The sequence below is a fragment of the Pseudomonas sp. PA27(2017) genome, assembly GCF_001945445.1.
Taxonomy (GTDB): domain Bacteria; phylum Pseudomonadota; class Gammaproteobacteria; order Pseudomonadales; family Pseudomonadaceae; genus Aquipseudomonas.
The window spans coordinates 93,065-108,790 of the sequence record NZ_MSXW01000015.1 but is presented as its reverse complement, the minus strand read 5'-3'; the positions used below and the strand labels follow the sequence as shown (position 1 = coordinate 108,790).

At 63.7% G+C, this 15,726-nt stretch carries 18 protein-coding genes; 15 read left to right on the top strand and 3 right to left on the bottom strand.

The genetic code is table 11. The annotated features are described in order from the left end of the window. Window positions 1-103: 103 nt before the first annotated feature. Window positions 104-1,438: a hypothetical protein gene (locus BVH06_RS07855; protein WP_075933701.1), complete on the bottom strand. Its 1,335-nt coding sequence runs from the start codon at window positions 1,436-1,438 to the stop codon at window positions 104-106. Window positions 1,439-1,681: 243 nt separating this feature from the next. Here BVH06_RS07855 and BVH06_RS07850 point away from each other — a divergent pair, with 243 nt between their 5' ends. The 13 genes from BVH06_RS07850 to BVH06_RS07790 all read left to right on the top strand — a co-directional run bounded on the left by BVH06_RS07850 (window position 1,682) and on the right by BVH06_RS07790 (window position 12,296). Next, a complete protein-coding gene (locus BVH06_RS07850; protein WP_075933700.1) occupies window positions 1,682-2,074 on the top strand; it encodes a DUF6152 family protein in 393 nt (130 codons plus the stop codon). A 57-nt stretch (window positions 2,075-2,131) separates the two neighbouring features. Continuing rightward, window positions 2,132-2,887, top strand: a complete 756-nt coding sequence (locus tag BVH06_RS07845; RefSeq protein ID WP_075930235.1) for a hypothetical protein — start codon at window positions 2,132-2,134, stop codon at window positions 2,885-2,887. A gap of 38 nt (window positions 2,888-2,925) precedes the next feature. Further along, entirely contained in the window at window positions 2,926-4,434 is a 1,509-nt protein-coding gene (locus BVH06_RS07840) for an alpha/beta hydrolase domain-containing protein (RefSeq protein WP_075933699.1), read from the top strand. Between the two features lie 21 nt (window positions 4,435-4,455). Then, complete coding sequence (locus BVH06_RS07835; RefSeq protein WP_075933698.1) at window positions 4,456-4,944, top strand: DUF6644 family protein; 489 nt, start codon at window positions 4,456-4,458, stop codon at window positions 4,942-4,944. A gap of 28 nt (window positions 4,945-4,972) precedes the next feature. Beyond that, complete coding sequence (locus tag BVH06_RS07830) at window positions 4,973-5,461, top strand: DUF6644 family protein (protein WP_075930232.1); 489 nt, start codon at window positions 4,973-4,975, stop codon at window positions 5,459-5,461. Further along, window positions 5,461-6,198 (top strand): DUF6162 family protein, encoded by a 738-nt coding sequence (locus BVH06_RS07825; protein ID WP_075933697.1) that lies wholly within the window; start codon window positions 5,461-5,463, stop codon window positions 6,196-6,198. Before BVH06_RS07830 ends, BVH06_RS07825 begins: the two co-directional genes overlap by 1 nt. Then, window positions 6,195-7,127: a metal ABC transporter solute-binding protein, Zn/Mn family gene (locus tag BVH06_RS07820; RefSeq protein WP_075930230.1), complete on the top strand. Its 933-nt coding sequence runs from the start codon at window positions 6,195-6,197 to the stop codon at window positions 7,125-7,127. Before BVH06_RS07825 ends, BVH06_RS07820 begins: the two co-directional genes overlap by 4 nt. 14 nt (window positions 7,128-7,141) lie before the next feature. After that, window positions 7,142-7,825 (top strand): metal ABC transporter ATP-binding protein, encoded by a 684-nt coding sequence (locus BVH06_RS07815; protein ID WP_256562749.1) that lies wholly within the window; start codon window positions 7,142-7,144, stop codon window positions 7,823-7,825. Beyond that, the gene (locus tag BVH06_RS07810) at window positions 7,818-8,723 is read left to right on the top strand and encodes a metal ABC transporter permease (protein ID WP_075933696.1); all 906 of its coding nucleotides are present in this window, start codon (window positions 7,818-7,820) and stop codon (window positions 8,721-8,723) included. The genes BVH06_RS07815 and BVH06_RS07810 overlap by 8 nt, the downstream gene beginning before the upstream one ends. Window positions 8,724-8,731: 8 nt before the next feature. Then, window positions 8,732-9,718, top strand: coding sequence for a metal ABC transporter solute-binding protein, Zn/Mn family (locus tag BVH06_RS07805; RefSeq protein ID WP_075933695.1), 987 nt, complete (start codon window positions 8,732-8,734; stop codon window positions 9,716-9,718). A gap of 18 nt (window positions 9,719-9,736) precedes the next feature. Next, window positions 9,737-10,060, top strand: a complete 324-nt coding sequence (locus BVH06_RS07800) for a hypothetical protein (RefSeq protein ID WP_075930226.1) — start codon at window positions 9,737-9,739, stop codon at window positions 10,058-10,060. Window positions 10,061-10,067: 7 nt separating this feature from the next. Next, a complete protein-coding gene (locus BVH06_RS07795) occupies window positions 10,068-10,892 on the top strand; it encodes a DUF4198 domain-containing protein (RefSeq protein ID WP_075930225.1) in 825 nt (274 codons plus the stop codon). Window positions 10,893-11,108: 216 nt separating this feature from the next. Continuing rightward, window positions 11,109-12,296 carry an N-acetylmuramoyl-L-alanine amidase gene (locus tag BVH06_RS07790; RefSeq protein WP_075930224.1) on the top strand — a complete coding sequence of 396 codons (1,188 nt, stop codon included), beginning with the start codon at window positions 11,109-11,111 and terminating at the stop codon, window positions 12,294-12,296. Window positions 12,297-12,316: 20 nt separating this feature from the next. On the opposite strand, the gene BVH06_RS07785 is transcribed toward BVH06_RS07790, so the two are convergent. Further along, a complete protein-coding gene (locus BVH06_RS07785; protein WP_075933694.1) occupies window positions 12,317-13,663 on the bottom strand; it encodes an ATP-binding protein in 1,347 nt (448 codons plus the stop codon). After that, window positions 13,660-14,364, bottom strand: a complete 705-nt coding sequence (locus BVH06_RS07780) for a response regulator (protein ID WP_075930222.1) — start codon at window positions 14,362-14,364, stop codon at window positions 13,660-13,662. The genes BVH06_RS07785 and BVH06_RS07780 overlap by 4 nt, the downstream gene beginning before the upstream one ends. A gap of 164 nt (window positions 14,365-14,528) precedes the next feature. Here BVH06_RS07780 and BVH06_RS07775 point away from each other — a divergent pair, with 164 nt between their 5' ends. Together BVH06_RS07775 and BVH06_RS07770 are read left to right on the top strand one after the other, a co-directional pair. Beyond that, window positions 14,529-15,305 (top strand): VacJ family lipoprotein, encoded by a 777-nt coding sequence (locus BVH06_RS07775; protein WP_075933693.1) that lies wholly within the window; start codon window positions 14,529-14,531, stop codon window positions 15,303-15,305. After that, window positions 15,295-15,606 carry a hypothetical protein gene (locus tag BVH06_RS07770; protein ID WP_075930220.1) on the top strand — a complete coding sequence of 104 codons (312 nt, stop codon included), beginning with the start codon at window positions 15,295-15,297 and terminating at the stop codon, window positions 15,604-15,606. The genes BVH06_RS07775 and BVH06_RS07770 overlap by 11 nt, the downstream gene beginning before the upstream one ends. Window positions 15,607-15,726: the final 120 nt, after the last annotated feature.

Below are 15,726 nucleotides of genomic sequence, written 5' to 3'. Positions count from 1 at the left end.
CCCGCTCCCACAAATACCCCGCCGATGTCAGCCCCACTTAGCCGCCAAAGTCGACGAACCTGGGCTTAAAGATGATGAACAGGTTCTTACCCATAGCGTTGAATCAGAACTCCATCCACACGATGAACTGCATGTAGGTGTTGGTGCCCGGCCCGCTCTGCAACCCACCGTTCTCACGCCACTTGTCCGGTTTGTAGAAACCCACCAGGGGCGACAGGGTGATGTTGTCGGTCACCATCCAGTCCACGAACAGGTCGATCTCCTGGGCGCTGTAATCCTGCTCGTCACGCCGCGACAACTGGTGGAAGTTGAAGTACATGGCGTTGAGGGTCAGCTTGTCGGTTGGCTGCACGGAAAACTGCACATCGTTGATACGCATGTTCGAGGTGACCGAGCCCGCATAGTTGACGCCGACTTCGCCCTGCAGGCGCTTGCGGTAGCCGCCCTGGAACAGGAAATCCCAGCCTTCCGAATAGCGCGAGAAGCGGTAACTGACCGCCGGCTTCCAGCGCACCTCGCTGAAGGTGTAGCCAGCATCGAAGAACATCGCCCGTTGCGAGCCCGAGCGTTTTTCCTGGCGGGCCACCTCGAAGGCGAAATCGGCATCTTCGATGCCGGCGTTGCCCTGGCCACGGATGCTGTAGATATCCATGCCCTCGCGCTCCATACGATCACCGAAGGCGTAATGCTCATCGACGTGCAGACCATGGATGTAGGTCGAACCGATCGAGCCGAACGCCGTGGTGTAGTCGACGGTTGCCGCAGCGACCTCGGTCTTGGACTGCCCGGGGCTGTCGATCTTCAGCCACATCATGCTGCCGTGCAGGCCTTCGGTGCCGCCAAGCTTCAATACCGCCGAGTTGTCGAATGCCAGGCGCGGGCCGAGATAGAAGGCACCGCCGCGATCGAAGCGGCCATCGGACACTCCCTCTATGGGGTTGAAAGCACGGCCGGGCGAGAAACCGTCATCGGTGATCAGAAAGCCGTCCAGCGTGACGATCTGCCGGCCGATGGAAAAGTCCACGCCATCGGTGCCCAGTGCCGGAAACAGATCGGCGGACTTCCACCCCAGGTAAGCATCTTCCAGAGAGGTTCTGCGTTCCTCGCCGGTAGTCAGACCGCCTGGGTCGCCATCACCGAACGACCCCGAACTGATCATGCTGAGGCCGCCGTAGACCGAGCCGGCGTCGATTTTATCGGTGGCGCCCGTCAGCCCGTATTTGATGAAGCCTTCCTGCCAGCGCATTCGACCTGGCTCGCGCTCTGGGTCTCCCAGGTAGTTCTTGTTGGCCGTGTACCAGCCGAACCCTGCCCAGATCTCAGCGTTGAGCACGGTGGCGCCGCCGTTTTCGTTGTACAGCTCATAGGCCCGCGCCGGTGAGCCGACCGTACAGAGTGCGAGCAATGACACTAGTGGGGCGTAACTGTGGGTACGCATGACGTCTCTCCTGTTGTTGTTATTGATGAGGCGAGCCGCGAGTGTTTTCCCCGTAACCACGACAGCGGTATCCCATATCAGCAACGAACGATGCTGCACTCACACGTATTGGTTGATTAGCTGGCTGGCTGCGCCAGAAAACAGCATCCAACCGTCATTCGTTGCCATTTTGGGATAAGGCCCAGCAGGTACCCGGCCCTATGCTCGGCGCCATAAGAACAAATAAGAACCGAGGTACCTGTCATGACCCTTGTCTCGTTTCCCCCGCTTTTGCGTCAGCGCCGCTGGCTGCTCGCAGCCCTCGTCACCTGTGCCCTCCCCGGCGTAGTGAGCGCCCACCATTCCTTCGCCATTTTCGATCAGACCAAGACGGTGACCATCAAGGGCGTGGTTTCGCGTTTCGCCTGGACCAACCCCCACGTCGCCATCTACGTCGACGCCCCCGGCCCACCTGAGCAGCAATTCAAGATCGAGACCGGCAGCGTCAACGCGCTCAAGCGCACGGGTTGGAAAGCCAATGTGATCAAGGCCGGCGATGAGGCTGAGGTGACCTTCAAGCCCCTGAAGAACGGCGAGCCCGGCGGCTTGCTGGTCGAGATCAAGATTGGCGACACGGTGCTCACCGGCGGCGGCTGATTACCGCGGTAGCGCTGCACGACGACCGCACTGAATCCACCGGCTGGAGACACCTGCATGAAACCGACACGACACCTGGCACCGGTAGCGTTGCTGCTGGGCGCGCTTTGCATGAGCTTGGTCGCCACCAGTGGCGCAACCGAAATCGCCGCGACCAAGCCGAATATCAGCGGCACCTGGGAGCGCACCCCGGACGACTGGTTCGGCGAAGACCCGGACGATCCGGTGCTGCCGGGCGGCCCCATGCCACTCAAGGAGCCGTACGCCAGCCAGTACGCCGAGCTGAAGAAAAAGCAGGCAGAGGCCAACGAGGCCGGCACGCCACTGGCGACCACCAGTGCCAAGTGCCTGCCCGAAGGCATGCCGACGCTGATGGCGGCGCTGTTTCCGATTCAGATCATCTATGACGACAAGAACGTGATCGTGCTTGGTGAGTACCTGCAGCAGGTGCGCCGCATCATCCTCAACGAACCGCTGCCGCCTTTGGACGAACTCGACCCGGTCTATCAGGGGCATTCACGCGGCCGCTGGCAAGGCGACACCCTGATAGTGGAAACCCGCGCCATTCGCACCGACGTGACCTTCTACGACGTGCCCCACAGCGAGGGCGTGAAGGTCACCGAGCGCATCCGCCTGACGGCGCCCGACCACCTGCAGAACCGCGTGACGATCGAAGATCCGCAGCTGCTCACCAGGCCTTATGAATTCACCTTCGAATACAAACGCTCGGACTACCGCATCGAAGAGTACGTCTGCGAGAACAACCAGATCGTCATCGACAGCGAAGGCAAAGCCACCCTCAAAACGGACTGAGTGACACCCACTGTCGCCCCTAATCAGGAGAGATTCGGATGCAACTACCAATAACAATCAGCATCCTGCAACCTGCCATGCACGGCGTGCTGTTGACGCTAGCCCTGGCCACGGCAGCATTCGCCGAGGTGCCGCGCCTGCCCACGGCCATGGCGGTGCCGGATTCGGGCAAGCCGCCGCTGTCCTCGGCCACCTACCAGGGCACCGAGTACAGCGATCTCAAAGGCAGCGGCTACGTCGAGCAGGAGTTCTATCTGCAAGGGGTTGCGCCAGCGATCACCGCTGCCGGGCAAACCCTGCTCGAAGCGCCCTATACCACCCGCATACTGGTGCGCAAACCCGCCGACCCGGCACGCTTCAACGGCACGGTGATCATCGAGCCGTTCAGCTGGTTCGGCGAACGCGCTGCGGGCTGGATTCTCACCCGCGACTATCTGCTACGCCATGGCTATGCCTACGTCGGCTACACGCTGAACATCAACAAGCCAGAGGTCGACCCCAAGTTCATCGCCGGTGACCCGGCCGTCGAAGCCGATGGCATCGCCCAGTACGGCAAGATCGTCAACTTCGACTTCATGCGCCGCTTCGACTATGCCCGCTACGCGCCGCTCGCCAGCTACTACGATGCCAAGCGCTTCACCCGTGGCGACGCGCCGGATCCCTTCGTGCCGCAATCCCAGGGCATCGGCGCGCAACTGGCGCTGCTGCTCAAGAGCGACACGCCAAAAGGCCCGCTGGCCGGGCTGGACGTCAAGCGCGTCTACGTCAACAGCTGGGCGGTGACGGCCCAGGTGTGGATGGATTACCTCGACCAGGGTCGCCACCAGCAGTGGCGCATGCCGGACGGTAAACCGCTGATCGATGCCTACATGACCGGCCGCATGGCCTATGGCGAAGTGGGCGGTGATGTCATCCGCGTGCCGCGCAGGATGCCAGGCGATGCGCCGTTCGTGACCGTCTACAGCCAGTCCGAGTTGATGCACGACGTGCTCGAAGGCATTGCCCTGCCCGCCGATACCGACGAACCCAAGCTTCGCTACTACGAAGTGACCGGCATCCCGCACCTGCGCCTGGCCGACCTCGGTACCCAGCATACCGAACGCCTGGCCGCCGACGTTGGCAAGGGCAATGATCCGCGCTGCCAGATGCTCTACGACGAGCCGGCGGAGCTGGTCGTCTCGGCGCTGCTCGATGGCATGGACCGCTGGGTTCGTGACGGCAAGCCCATGCCCAAGGCTCCGCGCGTGCCCCGCCAAGGCAACGCCGCAGTGCGCGACGCCGCTACCGGCAACCTTCTGGGCGGCGTTCGCCCGCCGTGGATCCAGGTACCGAGCGCCACCTACCTCACCGATCAGGAAACCGCCTGCGGGCTGATCTACGACACCAAAGTGGCGTATTCGCGCGGCGAGCTGCGCAAACGCTACGGCAGCTACGCGCAATACCAGAAGGCCTTCGAAGACGCCAAGGCGCGCTCGGTGCAGGAAGGCTATTTGCTGCCCGAGGATGCCAAGGGCCTGCAACCGATCGCCAAACCCCAAGACTTCTAAGCCGCTTCAGGGAGACAACCGATGTCAGCGGAATTCATTGCCTGGCTCTACGCGTCAACGCTGAGCACCACCATACGAGACATGCTCTGGGTGGTGCCCACCGTGCAGAGCGTACACATCATCGCCATCGCCGCGATTTTCGGCTCCGCGGTGATGTCCGACCTGCGCCTGGCCGGGGTGCTGGCCGTCGATCGCCCGGCCCGCGAGGTGATCGGCCGCTACTACCCGTGGATGCGCAACGCGCTGCTGGTGCTGCTGGTCACCGGCCTGGTCATGATCATCGGCGAGCCGGACCGGGTCCTGGTCAACTCCACCTTCTGGCTGAAGATGGCCCTGGTGATCGGCGCCTTCGCGCTCGCCTGGAGCATCCGCCGGCCGCTGCTCAAGCCTGCTGCCGACGGGTCGCAAAGCGATGCCATTCACCCAGCCATCAAGGTGCTGGCCTGGCTGTCGATCGCCCTGTGGTGCGTGGTGATCTTCTGCGGCCGCTGGATCGCCTACTCGATCTAATTCATTCCAACGCTCTCAGGTAGCCGTCATGGATATCCAATCACTGCTGCAAACTCTGCAGGACACCGCCATCGCCACGCTGATTCGCGAGTCCGACTCGGGCTTTCCGGCGCTGGAATCGCTGCATGTCATCGGTATCGCCCTGGTGCTCGGCACCATTGCCGTGGTCGACCTGCGCCTGCTCGGTATAGCCGCTCACCGCCCAGGCGCGCTGCGGCTGATCAAGGAATTGCTGCCCTTCACCTGGGTGGCCTTCGCGACGTGCGTGGTGACCGGCGTGCTGATGTTCATGGCCAACGCCACCACCTACGCGGAAAACCCCATGTTCCTGGGCAAGATGGGCCTGCTGGGTCTGGCGGGGCTGAACATGGCGATCTTCCACCTCGGCGCCTTTCGCCGCATCCATGAATGGGATAGCAGCGTGCCGCCGCCAGCCCAGGCGCGAATCGCCGGGCTCGGTTCGCTGGCGTTGTGGACCGGGGTGATCTTTCTCGGCCGCTGGATCGCGTTCGTCTGATGGCCAGCCTGCCGCTGAACGACCTCGATGCCGACCTGAGCACTGGCAAACCCGGCAAGGTCGTGAGCCCGGCCTCCGGGCGCTGGGAGTCGCTGGCCATGGTGCTGCTGACCCTCGGTGTGATCGCCTGCCTGGCGGGCTACCTGCTGCTGCGCCCCCGTGAGGTCGGCCCGCCTGCGGCCTTGAGCTGGCAGGTGCGCTCGTTCGACGGACTGAATGCGGTCGACCAGGCCATTCATAGCGCGTTGCTGCCAGCGGGTGAAGAAATCATCTGGAACAACAACGACACCGGCGGCTGGATCAGCCTGGAACACGCCCAGAAGATCGTTCTGCCGCCGTTCTATCGCGACGCGTTCTGGAAGAGCAACGGTGAGGTGCACTGGCAGTTGGTCCTCCCCGGCAGCCACCAGGCCCATGCCAGCACACCGGATGGCCAAACCGCCAGCGCGGCGCAGAGCTCCAGCCAGGTCTCCCAGGCCACCCATGGCCAGGGCGCCGCCGTGTACTACGGCTCGGGCGGCCAGCTGCCGGGCCAGAGCGCCTACCTGCTGGTGATCGGCCATGCCCACGCCGGGGTGATGTGGGCCAACCAGGCGACCATCTGGGTTCACCGCGACCCGAATGCACCCTACCCCGGCATCGTCAAGCCCGAAGCGTTGGTGAGCAAAGGCTGGAGGCAGGTCATCGCCTACGACGGCAACAGTGAAATCGAACGCGTGAAAGGAAACCAGCCATGATTGCTTCAGCAAGACTTCAGCCACGGCTGCGCAGCTGCCTCGCCCTGCTGGTGTTGATACCTGCACTCGCCCTGGCCGGCCATGCACAGGCTGCGGCCAAAAAACTCAAGATCGGCGTGACGCTGCACCCCTACTACAGCTTCGTCGCCAATATCGTCGGCGACCGGGCCGAGGTGGTGGCACTGATTCCGGGGGAAGCCAACCCGCACAACTATCAGCCACAGCCTGCCGACATCACCCGCGCGATGACCCTCGATGCCCTGGTGGTCAACGGCATCGGCCATGACGAGTGGGCCGGGGCCATCGTCAAGGCAGCCGGGCGCAGCGACAACCTGCCGATCATCCAGGCCAACGCCTCGGTCGCGCTGATTCCCATTGGCGGTGATCAGGGCGGCGCCAAGGTGGTCAATCCGCATACCTTCGTCTCCACCACCGCGGCGGTCCAGCAAGTCTTCGAAATCGCCCGCCGCCTTGGTGAGCTGGACCCGGACAACGCCGCCACTTATCGGCGCAACGCCATGGCCTACGCGGGGCGCATTCGCGCGCTGCGCGCGCGGTTCATGAACCGCTTCGCCGCACTGGACCTGTCCAAATTTCGCTGCGCCACCACCCACGCCGGTTACGACTACCTGATGCAGGAGTTCGGCCTGTTCGTCAGTGCGGTGATCGAGCCGCGCCACGGCGTGGCGCCCACCGCCCGGCAGTTGGCCAATACCATCGAAGCGATCAAGAAGGCCCATGTGCGGGTGCTGTTCGCCGAGAAGACCTTTTCCCTCGATCTGGCCAAGCCCATCGAGGCCGCCACCGGCGTGAAGGTGTTCGCCCTGTCCCACATCACCGGGGGCACCTACAGCGCCGATGAGTTCGAGATCGCCATGGGCGAGAACCTCGAAACCCTGGCCGAAGCCGTCGAGTACACCCAGCAATGAACAAGGAAATGAGCATGCTCGGCCCCGCCCTGGTGTTCGATAACGTGTCCCTGAAACTAGGCGGTACCCAGGTTCTGGACGCCGTGAGCTTCCACATCGAGGCCGGTGCGCTGCATTGCCTGGTGGGGCCCAATGGCGGCGGCAAGACCTCGCTGGTGCGTGCGCTGCTGGGGCAGATGCCGCACACCGGCGCCATCCGTATCGCTGGCGAACCCGCCCGGTCGGTGGGCTACGTGCCGCAGTTGGCGGATTTCGATCGTAACGTACCGATGACCGTCTACGACGTGATGGCCCTCCTCGGCCAGCGCCGCCCAGCCTTTCTGGGCTCCAGCCGTGCCGCCAGGGCGGCCAATGCCGAAGCGCTGCAACGCACCGGCGTGGCAGGTATGGGCCACAAGGCGTTTGGCAGCTTGTCGGGCGGTCAACGCCAGCGCGTGCTGCTGGCCCAGGCAATCACACCGTTGCCGCGCCTGCTGATTCTCGATGAGCCCACCGCCGGGATCGACAAGCCGGGGCTGCACTTGGTGGAGAGCCTGGTGAAGGAGCTGCACGGCAACGGCGTCACCATCGTGTGGATCAACCATGACCTGGAGCAGGTCAGGCGTATCGCCCAGTCGGTGACCGTCCTCAACCAGCGCGTGCTGTTCCATGGCACGGGCGAGCAGTTGCCAGCTAACTGGAGCACGGGCGATGAATGATCTGTACAGCTGGATTCGCGACCACCTGCAGGCGCTGGCCGCCAGCCAGGTGCTGCCGCAGCCGTTCGAATACGAGTTCGTCATCAATGCCCTGCTCTGCGCCCTGCTGATCGGGCCACTGCTCGGCGTACTGGGCTCGATGGTGATGATCAAGCGCATGGCCTTCTTCAGCCAGTCGGTCGGCAATGCCGCGATGACCGGCGTGGCCATCGGCGTGCTGGTCGGCGAGTCCTATACCTCACCGTACCTGTCTATGTTCGGTTTCTGCATGCTGTTCGCGCTCACGCTCAAGTACACCCAGCACCGCACCACGCTGCCCAACGACACCCTGATCGGGGTGTTTCTGTCCATTTCCCTGGCGGTCGGTGCCTCACTGTTGCTGTTCGTGTCGGCGAAGATCAACACCCATGTGATGGAGAGCGTGCTGTTCGGCTCCATCCTGGCGGTGGATCACACCGACATGAACGTGCTGTTGGCCGTCACTGCCGTCTGTGCGCTCATCGGCCTGCCGCTGTACAACGCCATGCTGCTGGCCAGCCTCAATCCCAGCCTGGCCCACGCGCGGGGCGTGCCGGTGCGCGTTGTCGAATACCTGTTCGTGGTGCTGGTGACCCTGGTGACGGTGGCCTGCCTGAAGATCATCGGCGCCGTGCTGGTCGAGGCGTTGCTGCTGATCCCGGCAGCGGCCGCGCGCAACATCAGCCGCTCGTTGCCCGTGCTGGTAACCCTCGCCGCACTGATCGCCACCTTCTCCTGCGCGGTCGGCATCCTGGTGCCCATGCAGTTCTACATACCGGTGCCTACCGGCGGCGCGATCGTTATCGTCGCCGCCCTGGTGTTCGCACTGACCACCATCATTCGCGCCAGTAGCGCCCGCTTCAGGGGAGCCAGCGTATGAACCCGTGCATGTTTTCTGGTCTATCCCGAGCATTGCGTTGGTTGTTTCTGACGTTGCTGCTGGGCGCTACAACAAGCGTGCTCGCAGACACCACGCAGCCGCGGGTACTGGTTGCCCTGCCGGCATTGCATGCATTGACCGCAAGCCTTTGCCAGGGCACCCGCATCACCGCCGTGCGCATTCCGGCGGATGCCGCAGTGCCCATGCAAAGCCAGGCCAATGCCTTGTCGCGCCTGGACCCTGGCGTGTTTCAACAAGCCGATGCGGTAATCACCCTGAGCAGCCTATGGCGCGCCGACCCGCTGTATGCTGCAGCGCGCCGGCACAACCTGCGTATCGTCGAGATCGACGCATCGCGCTCCTGGGACCCGGTCAAACCTGGTGTTGCCATAACCCAAGCGCCGGCCAACGACGTACCGTGGGCCGCCGCTGACGACCAGCCCAGCGCCGAGCCGTCGCCCCATGCCTGGCTCGGCCCGGTCAACGCCATGCGCATGTCGGCGATCATCGCTGCCGATCTGGCGCGCCTTTCCCCCGAGGATGCTCCACGAATCGCCCGCAACCTAAGTACGCTGGAAAACCGCTTACGCCAGCTGAAAGCCGATTACGGCCTGCGCCTGGCACAGATCCCGGATCTGCGGGTGCTGTCGTTGGCGGACGAGTTTATTTACCTGTTCGGCGAGTTCGATATCTTCGTCGACGGCTGGTTCGTGCGTCAGGACATCGACTGGAGCCAGGCCGACCGTGAGGCCCTGACCCGTTACCTGCGCGAACGCGACATCAAGGTGGTGGTGCACAAATGGCCGCCCGATGCTGCCATCACCCAAGCCATCGAAGCAGGCGGCGCGCGCCTGCTGATTCTCGATGCCGGCAATCCGGGCGTTCTCGACGACCCGGGCAAACCCTATGACGACCTCATGCGCGCCGATCTGGATGCCCTGCTGGCGGGCTTCGCCCCGTCGAGCCAGGCCGTGCCTGCTGCTCATCAACCCTGACCGTGGAGACCCACACCCATGAAACGCTTCTGTTCTGTTGCTCGAACCGCGGTGCTGGGCACGCTTGTGCTCAGCCAGGCCGCACTTGCCCATGGCCCGGTATTCGACTGCTACATCGAGCAGGACGACTCGGTGAAGTGCGAAGCGGGCTTCACCGACGGCAGCTCGGCGGCAGGCCGCAAGGTCCACGTGCAGGACGCCAGCGGCAAGGTGCTGCTCGACGGCAGCGTCGGCGCAGACAGCACCTACGGCTTCAAGCCGCCGACCGATGATTACGCCGTGGTGTTTCTTGGCGGCGAAGGGCACGCCGTAACGATCCAGTCTTCCGACATCACGAGGTAATACCGCCATGACCCACCCAAGCAAACTCTTCCAGTTGCTAGCTGGTGCCGCATTGAGCTGCACTGCCGGCTTCGCCCACGCGCACTTCCAACTGCTGTATGTGAACGACAGCGCGATGCAGAAGGCCCAGGAGCTGGAGATGGCGGCGGTATTCACCCACCCATTCGACGGCGGCCCGACCATGGCCATGGGCAAGCCGCTGTCGTTCAGCCATATCAGCTCCCACAACGGCGATAAGACCGACCTGCTTCGCTACCTGCGTCCGGTCCAGTGGCAAAGCCGTGAAAATCGTGCCGAGGCCTATCGCGCCACTATCCCCAAGGAAATGATGCGCGCTCTGGGCGATCATATTTTCGTCCTTGAACCCGAACCCTACCTGGAAGCCGAAGAAGATCTGTACATCCAGCAGTTCACCAAGCTGATCGTCAACGTCGGTGGCGTACCCGGCCAGTGGTCGGACGCCCAGGATTTGCCAGTCGACATCAAACCGCTCAGCAAGCCCTATGCGAACTGGACCGGCGGTGTGTTCCGCGCTCAGGTGCTGGCCGACGGCAAGCCAGTGCCGTTCGCGCAGATCGAGGTCGAGTACCTCAACCATGGCGTCGAGCTCGACCAGAATGCCTTCGACCCGAAAAATGAAGTCGCCTCGCCCCAGCCCGCCTTCAATACCGTGAGCACCTACTCGGACGCCGAGGGTGTGGTGACCATCGGCCTGCCCCGTGCTGGCTGGTGGGGCATCGCCGCGCTCAATATCGGCAGCACCAAAACCTACAAGGGCAAGGCTTTATCGCAGGATGCCGTGCTCTGGGTGCAGGCCCGCGACATGAAGTGACCCAGGCTCGCTCGCGTGGAAACATGGATAGCCGGCAGACACGTGCGGGCTATCCGTTTTATCGGTAACTCGATTGCTGCCTCGTAACGGCGCGCCCCACTGTCTGGCATGGCCATAATCCATGACTGTCACTGACAGCCGTTCGGAGCCTTACATACACTCAGAAAATGCAATAGTATAACGTTTTGCATCATGCTCATTTTCAAGTGAATGGTTATGCATAGACGTCACCTCCTGCACTTCGCCCTTGCAGGCATCACCCTGCCCTGGGCCATGGCCGTATCCGCGACCCAGAAGCTCGTCAACGCGCGCGCCTGGGACGATGGCGAGAAACTGAGGCTGGTGTTCGACCTGAGCGGCCCGGCGAACTACCAGATCTTCTCCCTGAAAGCGCCTGAGCGACTGGTCGTCGATCTCGCGAATACCGGTACGACCACCAACCTGAACGAACTATCTGCCGGCAACCGCATGCTCAGCGCCATTCGCAGCGGCCCTCAGGCCGGTGGGACGCGCGTCGTGCTCGACCTCAAGCGGCCGGTCAGGGTGGAAAGCTTTCTGCTCGGCCCCACCGGTAGCGAGGGTCATCGTCTGGTCGTCGATCTTCACGACATCGCGCTCGCGCCACAGCGGATCGCTGAACCACAGCCGGCCAACACTGCCGGGCAACGGGACGTGATCGTGGTGATCGATGCCGGGCATGGCGGCAAGGACCCCGGTGCACTGGGCGGCAACGGCGAGCAGGAAAAGGTGGTGGCCCTGGCCATTGCCCGCCTGCTGGCCCAGAAGCTCAACCGCCAGCGCGGCTTCAAGGCGCAGTTGGTGCGCAACCAGGACGTTTTCGTGCCGCTGCGCAAGCGCGTGGAGGTCGCTCGCCGGCACAATGCCGACCTGTTCATTTCAGTGCATGCCGACGCCGCGCCGCGTAGGAGCGCATCGGGCGCTTCGGTGTTCGCCCTCTCGGAGAACGGTGCTACGTCGACCACCGCGCGCTGGATGGCCGAGCGCGAGAACAGCGCGGACCTGCTGGGCGCCCGCGAGCTGCTGTCGCTCAAGAACAAGGATCCGGTGCTGGCCGGTGTGCTGCTGGACATGTCGCTGAACTCCACCATCAGCACCAGCCTGGGGTTGGGCAAGACGGTCCTCGACAATGTTGGCAAAGTGGCCGGCGTGCATCAGAAACGCGTCGAGCAGGCCGGCTTCGCGGTGCTCAAATCACCGGACATCCCGTCCATCCTGGTGGAAACCGGCTTCATTTCCAACCCGGCCGACTGCCGCAAACTCTGTGACCCGCTGCACCAGAAGCGCGTGGCCCAGGCGATTTTCGATGGATTGCAGAAGCACTTTGTAGCCAGCCCACCGACCGGCACCTTCCTGGCGAGCCAGAAGAACGGATCGCTCACCTAACCCGCATCCGGTAACAGTGCTCAGGCGAACGGCAGCTCGACCCGCACTTCCAGCCCGCCGCTGGGGCGATTGCGCAGCGTCAGACTGCCGCCGTGCTCCAGCACGATGGCCCGCGCGGCAGAAAGCCCCAAGCCGACACCACCGGTGTGCTTGTTGCGCGAGCCCTCGATGCGGAAGAACGGTTTGAAGACTTCATCCTGAAACGCCGGGGCGATACCCGGCCCGCGATCGAGCACGCGAATGCGTACAGCGCGGGCGCCTTGCTCGAGCATCACTGCCGGCTCGTGGCCGTACTTGATGGCATTGTCGAGCAGGTTGCCGAGCATGCGCTTGATGCCGATTGGCCGACCGACGTACACCACCCGCCCCTGCGCGCGCAGCTGCACGTCGATACCGACGTCCCGGTAGTCATCGACCAACGTGTGCAGCAACCCGGCGAGGTCGAAGGCGGTCGCTGGCTCCAGGCGGGCGTCGTCGCGAAAGAACTCCAGAGCGCTATTGATCATCGCCTGCATCTCGTCCACATCGCGAAACAGCTTGGCCTGCTGCTCAGGGTCGTCGATGAATTCACCGCGCAGGCGCATGCGCGTCAGCGGCGTGCGCAGGTCATGGGAAATTGCCGCCAGCATCTGCGTGCGGTCATGGATGAAGTGCTGCAACTGGGCCTGCATGGCGTTGAAGGCGACGATGGCCTGGCGGATTTCTCGCGGCCCTTCGACGGCAATGGGCGGGGCACGGAAATCACTGCCGAAACGCCGGGCACCGCGGGCGAAGCGTTCCAGAGGCGCGGCCAGGTGGCGGGTGGCGATCAGTGCCACGATGATGGTCGAGAGCAGCACCAGGGCGATGACGATCAGATTGCGTGGCAGCTCATCGAGGCCCCAGCTGCGGGTGAATGCAGAGAATTTCACCCAGGAGCCGTCGCGCAGCTCGACCGCCAAGGCGTATTCCGCACCGGGATCATCGGCTGGCCAGTCGGCGGGTTCGTAGCCGATGATCCTGGCGCTGGGGTTGCGCAACTGGCTACGCAGAAAGTCTTCGCCGGAGCGAAAGTCCGCTTCGTCATCCGGCTCTGGCAACCCGGCCTCCTCGAAACGACGCAGCCAGGTGGTGGTATAGAGCGCGTCACTGGCGGACCTGGCGATGGCCGGGCGCTGCTCGGGTGGTGCCGCATCGATGATGCGGCTGATGCTGGCGAGGCTTTCCAACAGGCCGGTCTGTAACAACGGCGGGCGCGCCCACACGCCGGCCAATTGGCTGAGTGCCCAGGTCAGCAGCAAAGCCGTGAGCATCGCGGTCAGCGTGGTCAGCGCGATCCACCGCGCCACCGTATCGCTGGAGCGACTGACCCTGGGCAGCCATTTCATCGCTTCACCAGCACGCTGGGGGTGAACAGGTAGCCGCTGTTGCGTACCGTGCGAATCATCGGCGTGCCGCTGACATCGCCCTCCAGCTTGCGACGCAAGCGGCTGACCTGCACATCGATGCTGCGGTCGAAGGCTTCGAAGGCGTCGCCGCGGGTCATGTCCAGTAGCTGCTGGCGGCTCAGCACCCGGCGTGGGTGCTCGGCGAACACCAGCAGCAAGTCGAATTCACCGCCGGACAGCGGAATCATCACCTTGTCCGGCGAACGCAGTTCACGGCGTGTGACGTCCAGCAGCCAGCCGGCGAACTCCAGGGTCGGGCGCGGCTTGTCCCGGCTGATTTCACCGGTGCGGCGCAACACGGCGCGCACCCGGGCGAGTAGCTCGCGGGCATCGAAAGGCTTGGTGAGGTAATCGTCGGCGCCAAGCTCCAGGCCTACCACGCGGTCGCTGAGTTCACCCATGGCTGTGAGCATGATCACCGCCACCGAGTGTTCGCTGCGCAGACGTTGGCAGAGCACCAGGCCGCTCTCCCCTGGCAGCATGACGTCGAGGATCACCAGGTCGGGCTGCTGGCGCGCCATTGCCTGCCAGAGGCCCGTGCCGTCGCTGGCCACGTCGACGCAATAGCCGTGCTGCTCGAGGAATTTCTTCAGGAGGGCGAGGACTTCGAGGTCATCGTCCACCAGCAATAGGTGATTCACGCGGGGCTCGCTGCGGGCAGTTCTGGAGCGGCTATCTAAAACCATTGGCGCGAGCGCGTCATATATTTCAGTTCGGCAACAAAGCGGCGTTTTCGCAACATAGCGGACACGCTCGGGCAAAAACTGCCAGGCAGCATCGGCGCAGTTTTCATCGAGGATCGCCCATGCCGACCAACGCTCTCGCTCGTCCCTTCGCCCGTACGCTGTCGCTGGCAGCCGCCATGAGCCTGGCCACAGGCTGTGCCAGCTCGCCCGTACCCTCCGCCACCCAACTGTGCCAGGGCACGCTGGCCGCCCCCCATGACCCGGCCGAGTCGGTCAACCGCGGCATCTTCGCGTTCAACCGCAGCATCGACGATTACCTGCTGGCCCCAGTGGCCCGCGGCTATCGGCACCTGCCCGGGTTCGTGCAGGGGGGCGTACACAATTTCGTGGCCAACTTCGGCGAGCCCAAGGTATTGATCAACGACCTGCTGCAAGGCAACGGAGCGCGCTCTGTCACCACGGTAGGCCGTTTCGCGGTCAATACCACGGTCGGCATCCTCGGCCTGATCGACGTATCTGGGCGCATGGGCATCGAACGCCACGAAGCGGACTTCGGCCAGACCTTTGGTGTATGGAACATCGCCAACGGCCCGATCGTCGAACTACCGCTGCTGGGCACCGGCAACCTGCGTGACGCCACCGGCAAGGTGTTGGGCTTCGCGGTCTCGCCGTTCGGCAACAACAGCGACGCCCTGAAGACACTGAGCACGGTGAACACCGTCGGCGACATCGTCGATGGCCGCGCCGAGGCATTGCCGCTGACCGACGATTTCAGAACGCAGCCTGATTACTACCTGGCCCTGCGCGACGCCGTGGCCGAGCGGCGCGCGCACTTCGTTGCCGAGGGCAAGCTCGGCGAGCAGCCGGATCTCTGCGGAGCGAGCGATGAGCGCTGAAGGCGTGCTGGTGCTGCACCGGCGAATCAGGGCACCGGATAGGGCCACGTTGCATTACCGCGAGCTCGAGTTACGCCTGGATGCCGATGGCCGCCACCTGGTGCTCAGCCGCTACACCGAGCTGTATGGCGAAGACCAGTCCATCTGGGGCGCCAGACGTGATCACAAGGTGTCGCTGGTCAGCCTGCTGCGCTGGATGGTCAGCCAGGGGCACGAACCCGATATCGCCGTTGCAGACGAAAAGAGCGTTGTCCGTCCTACGTCCTGGCGAGCCGGAAGGCTGAAGCGCTTGGTTGAGTGATTCAGTCGTTTAAGGCGGCCGGAGATACCAAGTTCATGGCCGCGAAATATTCTTCGGCACATCGCGCGGATGGGCTATCGGGCGTCAGGAGCTCGCGGCTGAAGCCGCTCCAACAGGTGT

What these genes read in the sequence shown, in the direction of transcription:
- BVH06_RS07825 (WP_075933697.1), top strand. Translation starts at nt 5,461, where the DNA reads ATGGCCAGCCTGCCGCTGAACGACCTCGATGCCGACCTGAGCACTGGC.
- BVH06_RS07795 (WP_075930225.1), top strand. Translation starts at nt 10,068, where the DNA reads ATGACCCACCCAAGCAAACTCTTCCAGTTGCTAGCTGGTGCCGCATTG.
- BVH06_RS07855 (WP_075933701.1), bottom strand. Translation starts at nt 1,438, where the DNA reads ATGCGTACCCACAGTTACGCCCCACTAGTGTCATTGCTCGCACTCTGT.
- BVH06_RS07770 (WP_075930220.1), top strand. Translation starts at nt 15,295, where the DNA reads ATGAGCGCTGAAGGCGTGCTGGTGCTGCACCGGCGAATCAGGGCACCG.
- BVH06_RS07820 (WP_075930230.1), top strand. Translation starts at nt 6,195, where the DNA reads ATGATTGCTTCAGCAAGACTTCAGCCACGGCTGCGCAGCTGCCTCGCC.
- BVH06_RS07800 (WP_075930226.1), top strand. Translation starts at nt 9,737, where the DNA reads ATGAAACGCTTCTGTTCTGTTGCTCGAACCGCGGTGCTGGGCACGCTT.
- BVH06_RS07775 (WP_075933693.1), top strand. Translation starts at nt 14,529, where the DNA reads ATGCCGACCAACGCTCTCGCTCGTCCCTTCGCCCGTACGCTGTCGCTG.
- BVH06_RS07830 (WP_075930232.1), top strand. Translation starts at nt 4,973, where the DNA reads ATGGATATCCAATCACTGCTGCAAACTCTGCAGGACACCGCCATCGCC.
- BVH06_RS07835 (WP_075933698.1), top strand. Translation starts at nt 4,456, where the DNA reads ATGTCAGCGGAATTCATTGCCTGGCTCTACGCGTCAACGCTGAGCACC.
- BVH06_RS07815 (WP_256562749.1), top strand. Translation starts at nt 7,142, where the DNA reads ATGCTCGGCCCCGCCCTGGTGTTCGATAACGTGTCCCTGAAACTAGGC.
- BVH06_RS07805 (WP_075933695.1), top strand. Translation starts at nt 8,732, where the DNA reads ATGTTTTCTGGTCTATCCCGAGCATTGCGTTGGTTGTTTCTGACGTTG.
- BVH06_RS07810 (WP_075933696.1), top strand. Translation starts at nt 7,818, where the DNA reads ATGAATGATCTGTACAGCTGGATTCGCGACCACCTGCAGGCGCTGGCC.
- BVH06_RS07790 (WP_075930224.1), top strand. Translation starts at nt 11,109, where the DNA reads ATGCATAGACGTCACCTCCTGCACTTCGCCCTTGCAGGCATCACCCTG.
- BVH06_RS07845 (WP_075930235.1), top strand. Translation starts at nt 2,132, where the DNA reads ATGAAACCGACACGACACCTGGCACCGGTAGCGTTGCTGCTGGGCGCG.
- BVH06_RS07850 (WP_075933700.1), top strand. Translation starts at nt 1,682, where the DNA reads ATGACCCTTGTCTCGTTTCCCCCGCTTTTGCGTCAGCGCCGCTGGCTG.
- BVH06_RS07785 (WP_075933694.1), bottom strand. Translation starts at nt 13,663, where the DNA reads ATGAAATGGCTGCCCAGGGTCAGTCGCTCCAGCGATACGGTGGCGCGG.
- BVH06_RS07840 (WP_075933699.1), top strand. Translation starts at nt 2,926, where the DNA reads ATGCAACTACCAATAACAATCAGCATCCTGCAACCTGCCATGCACGGC.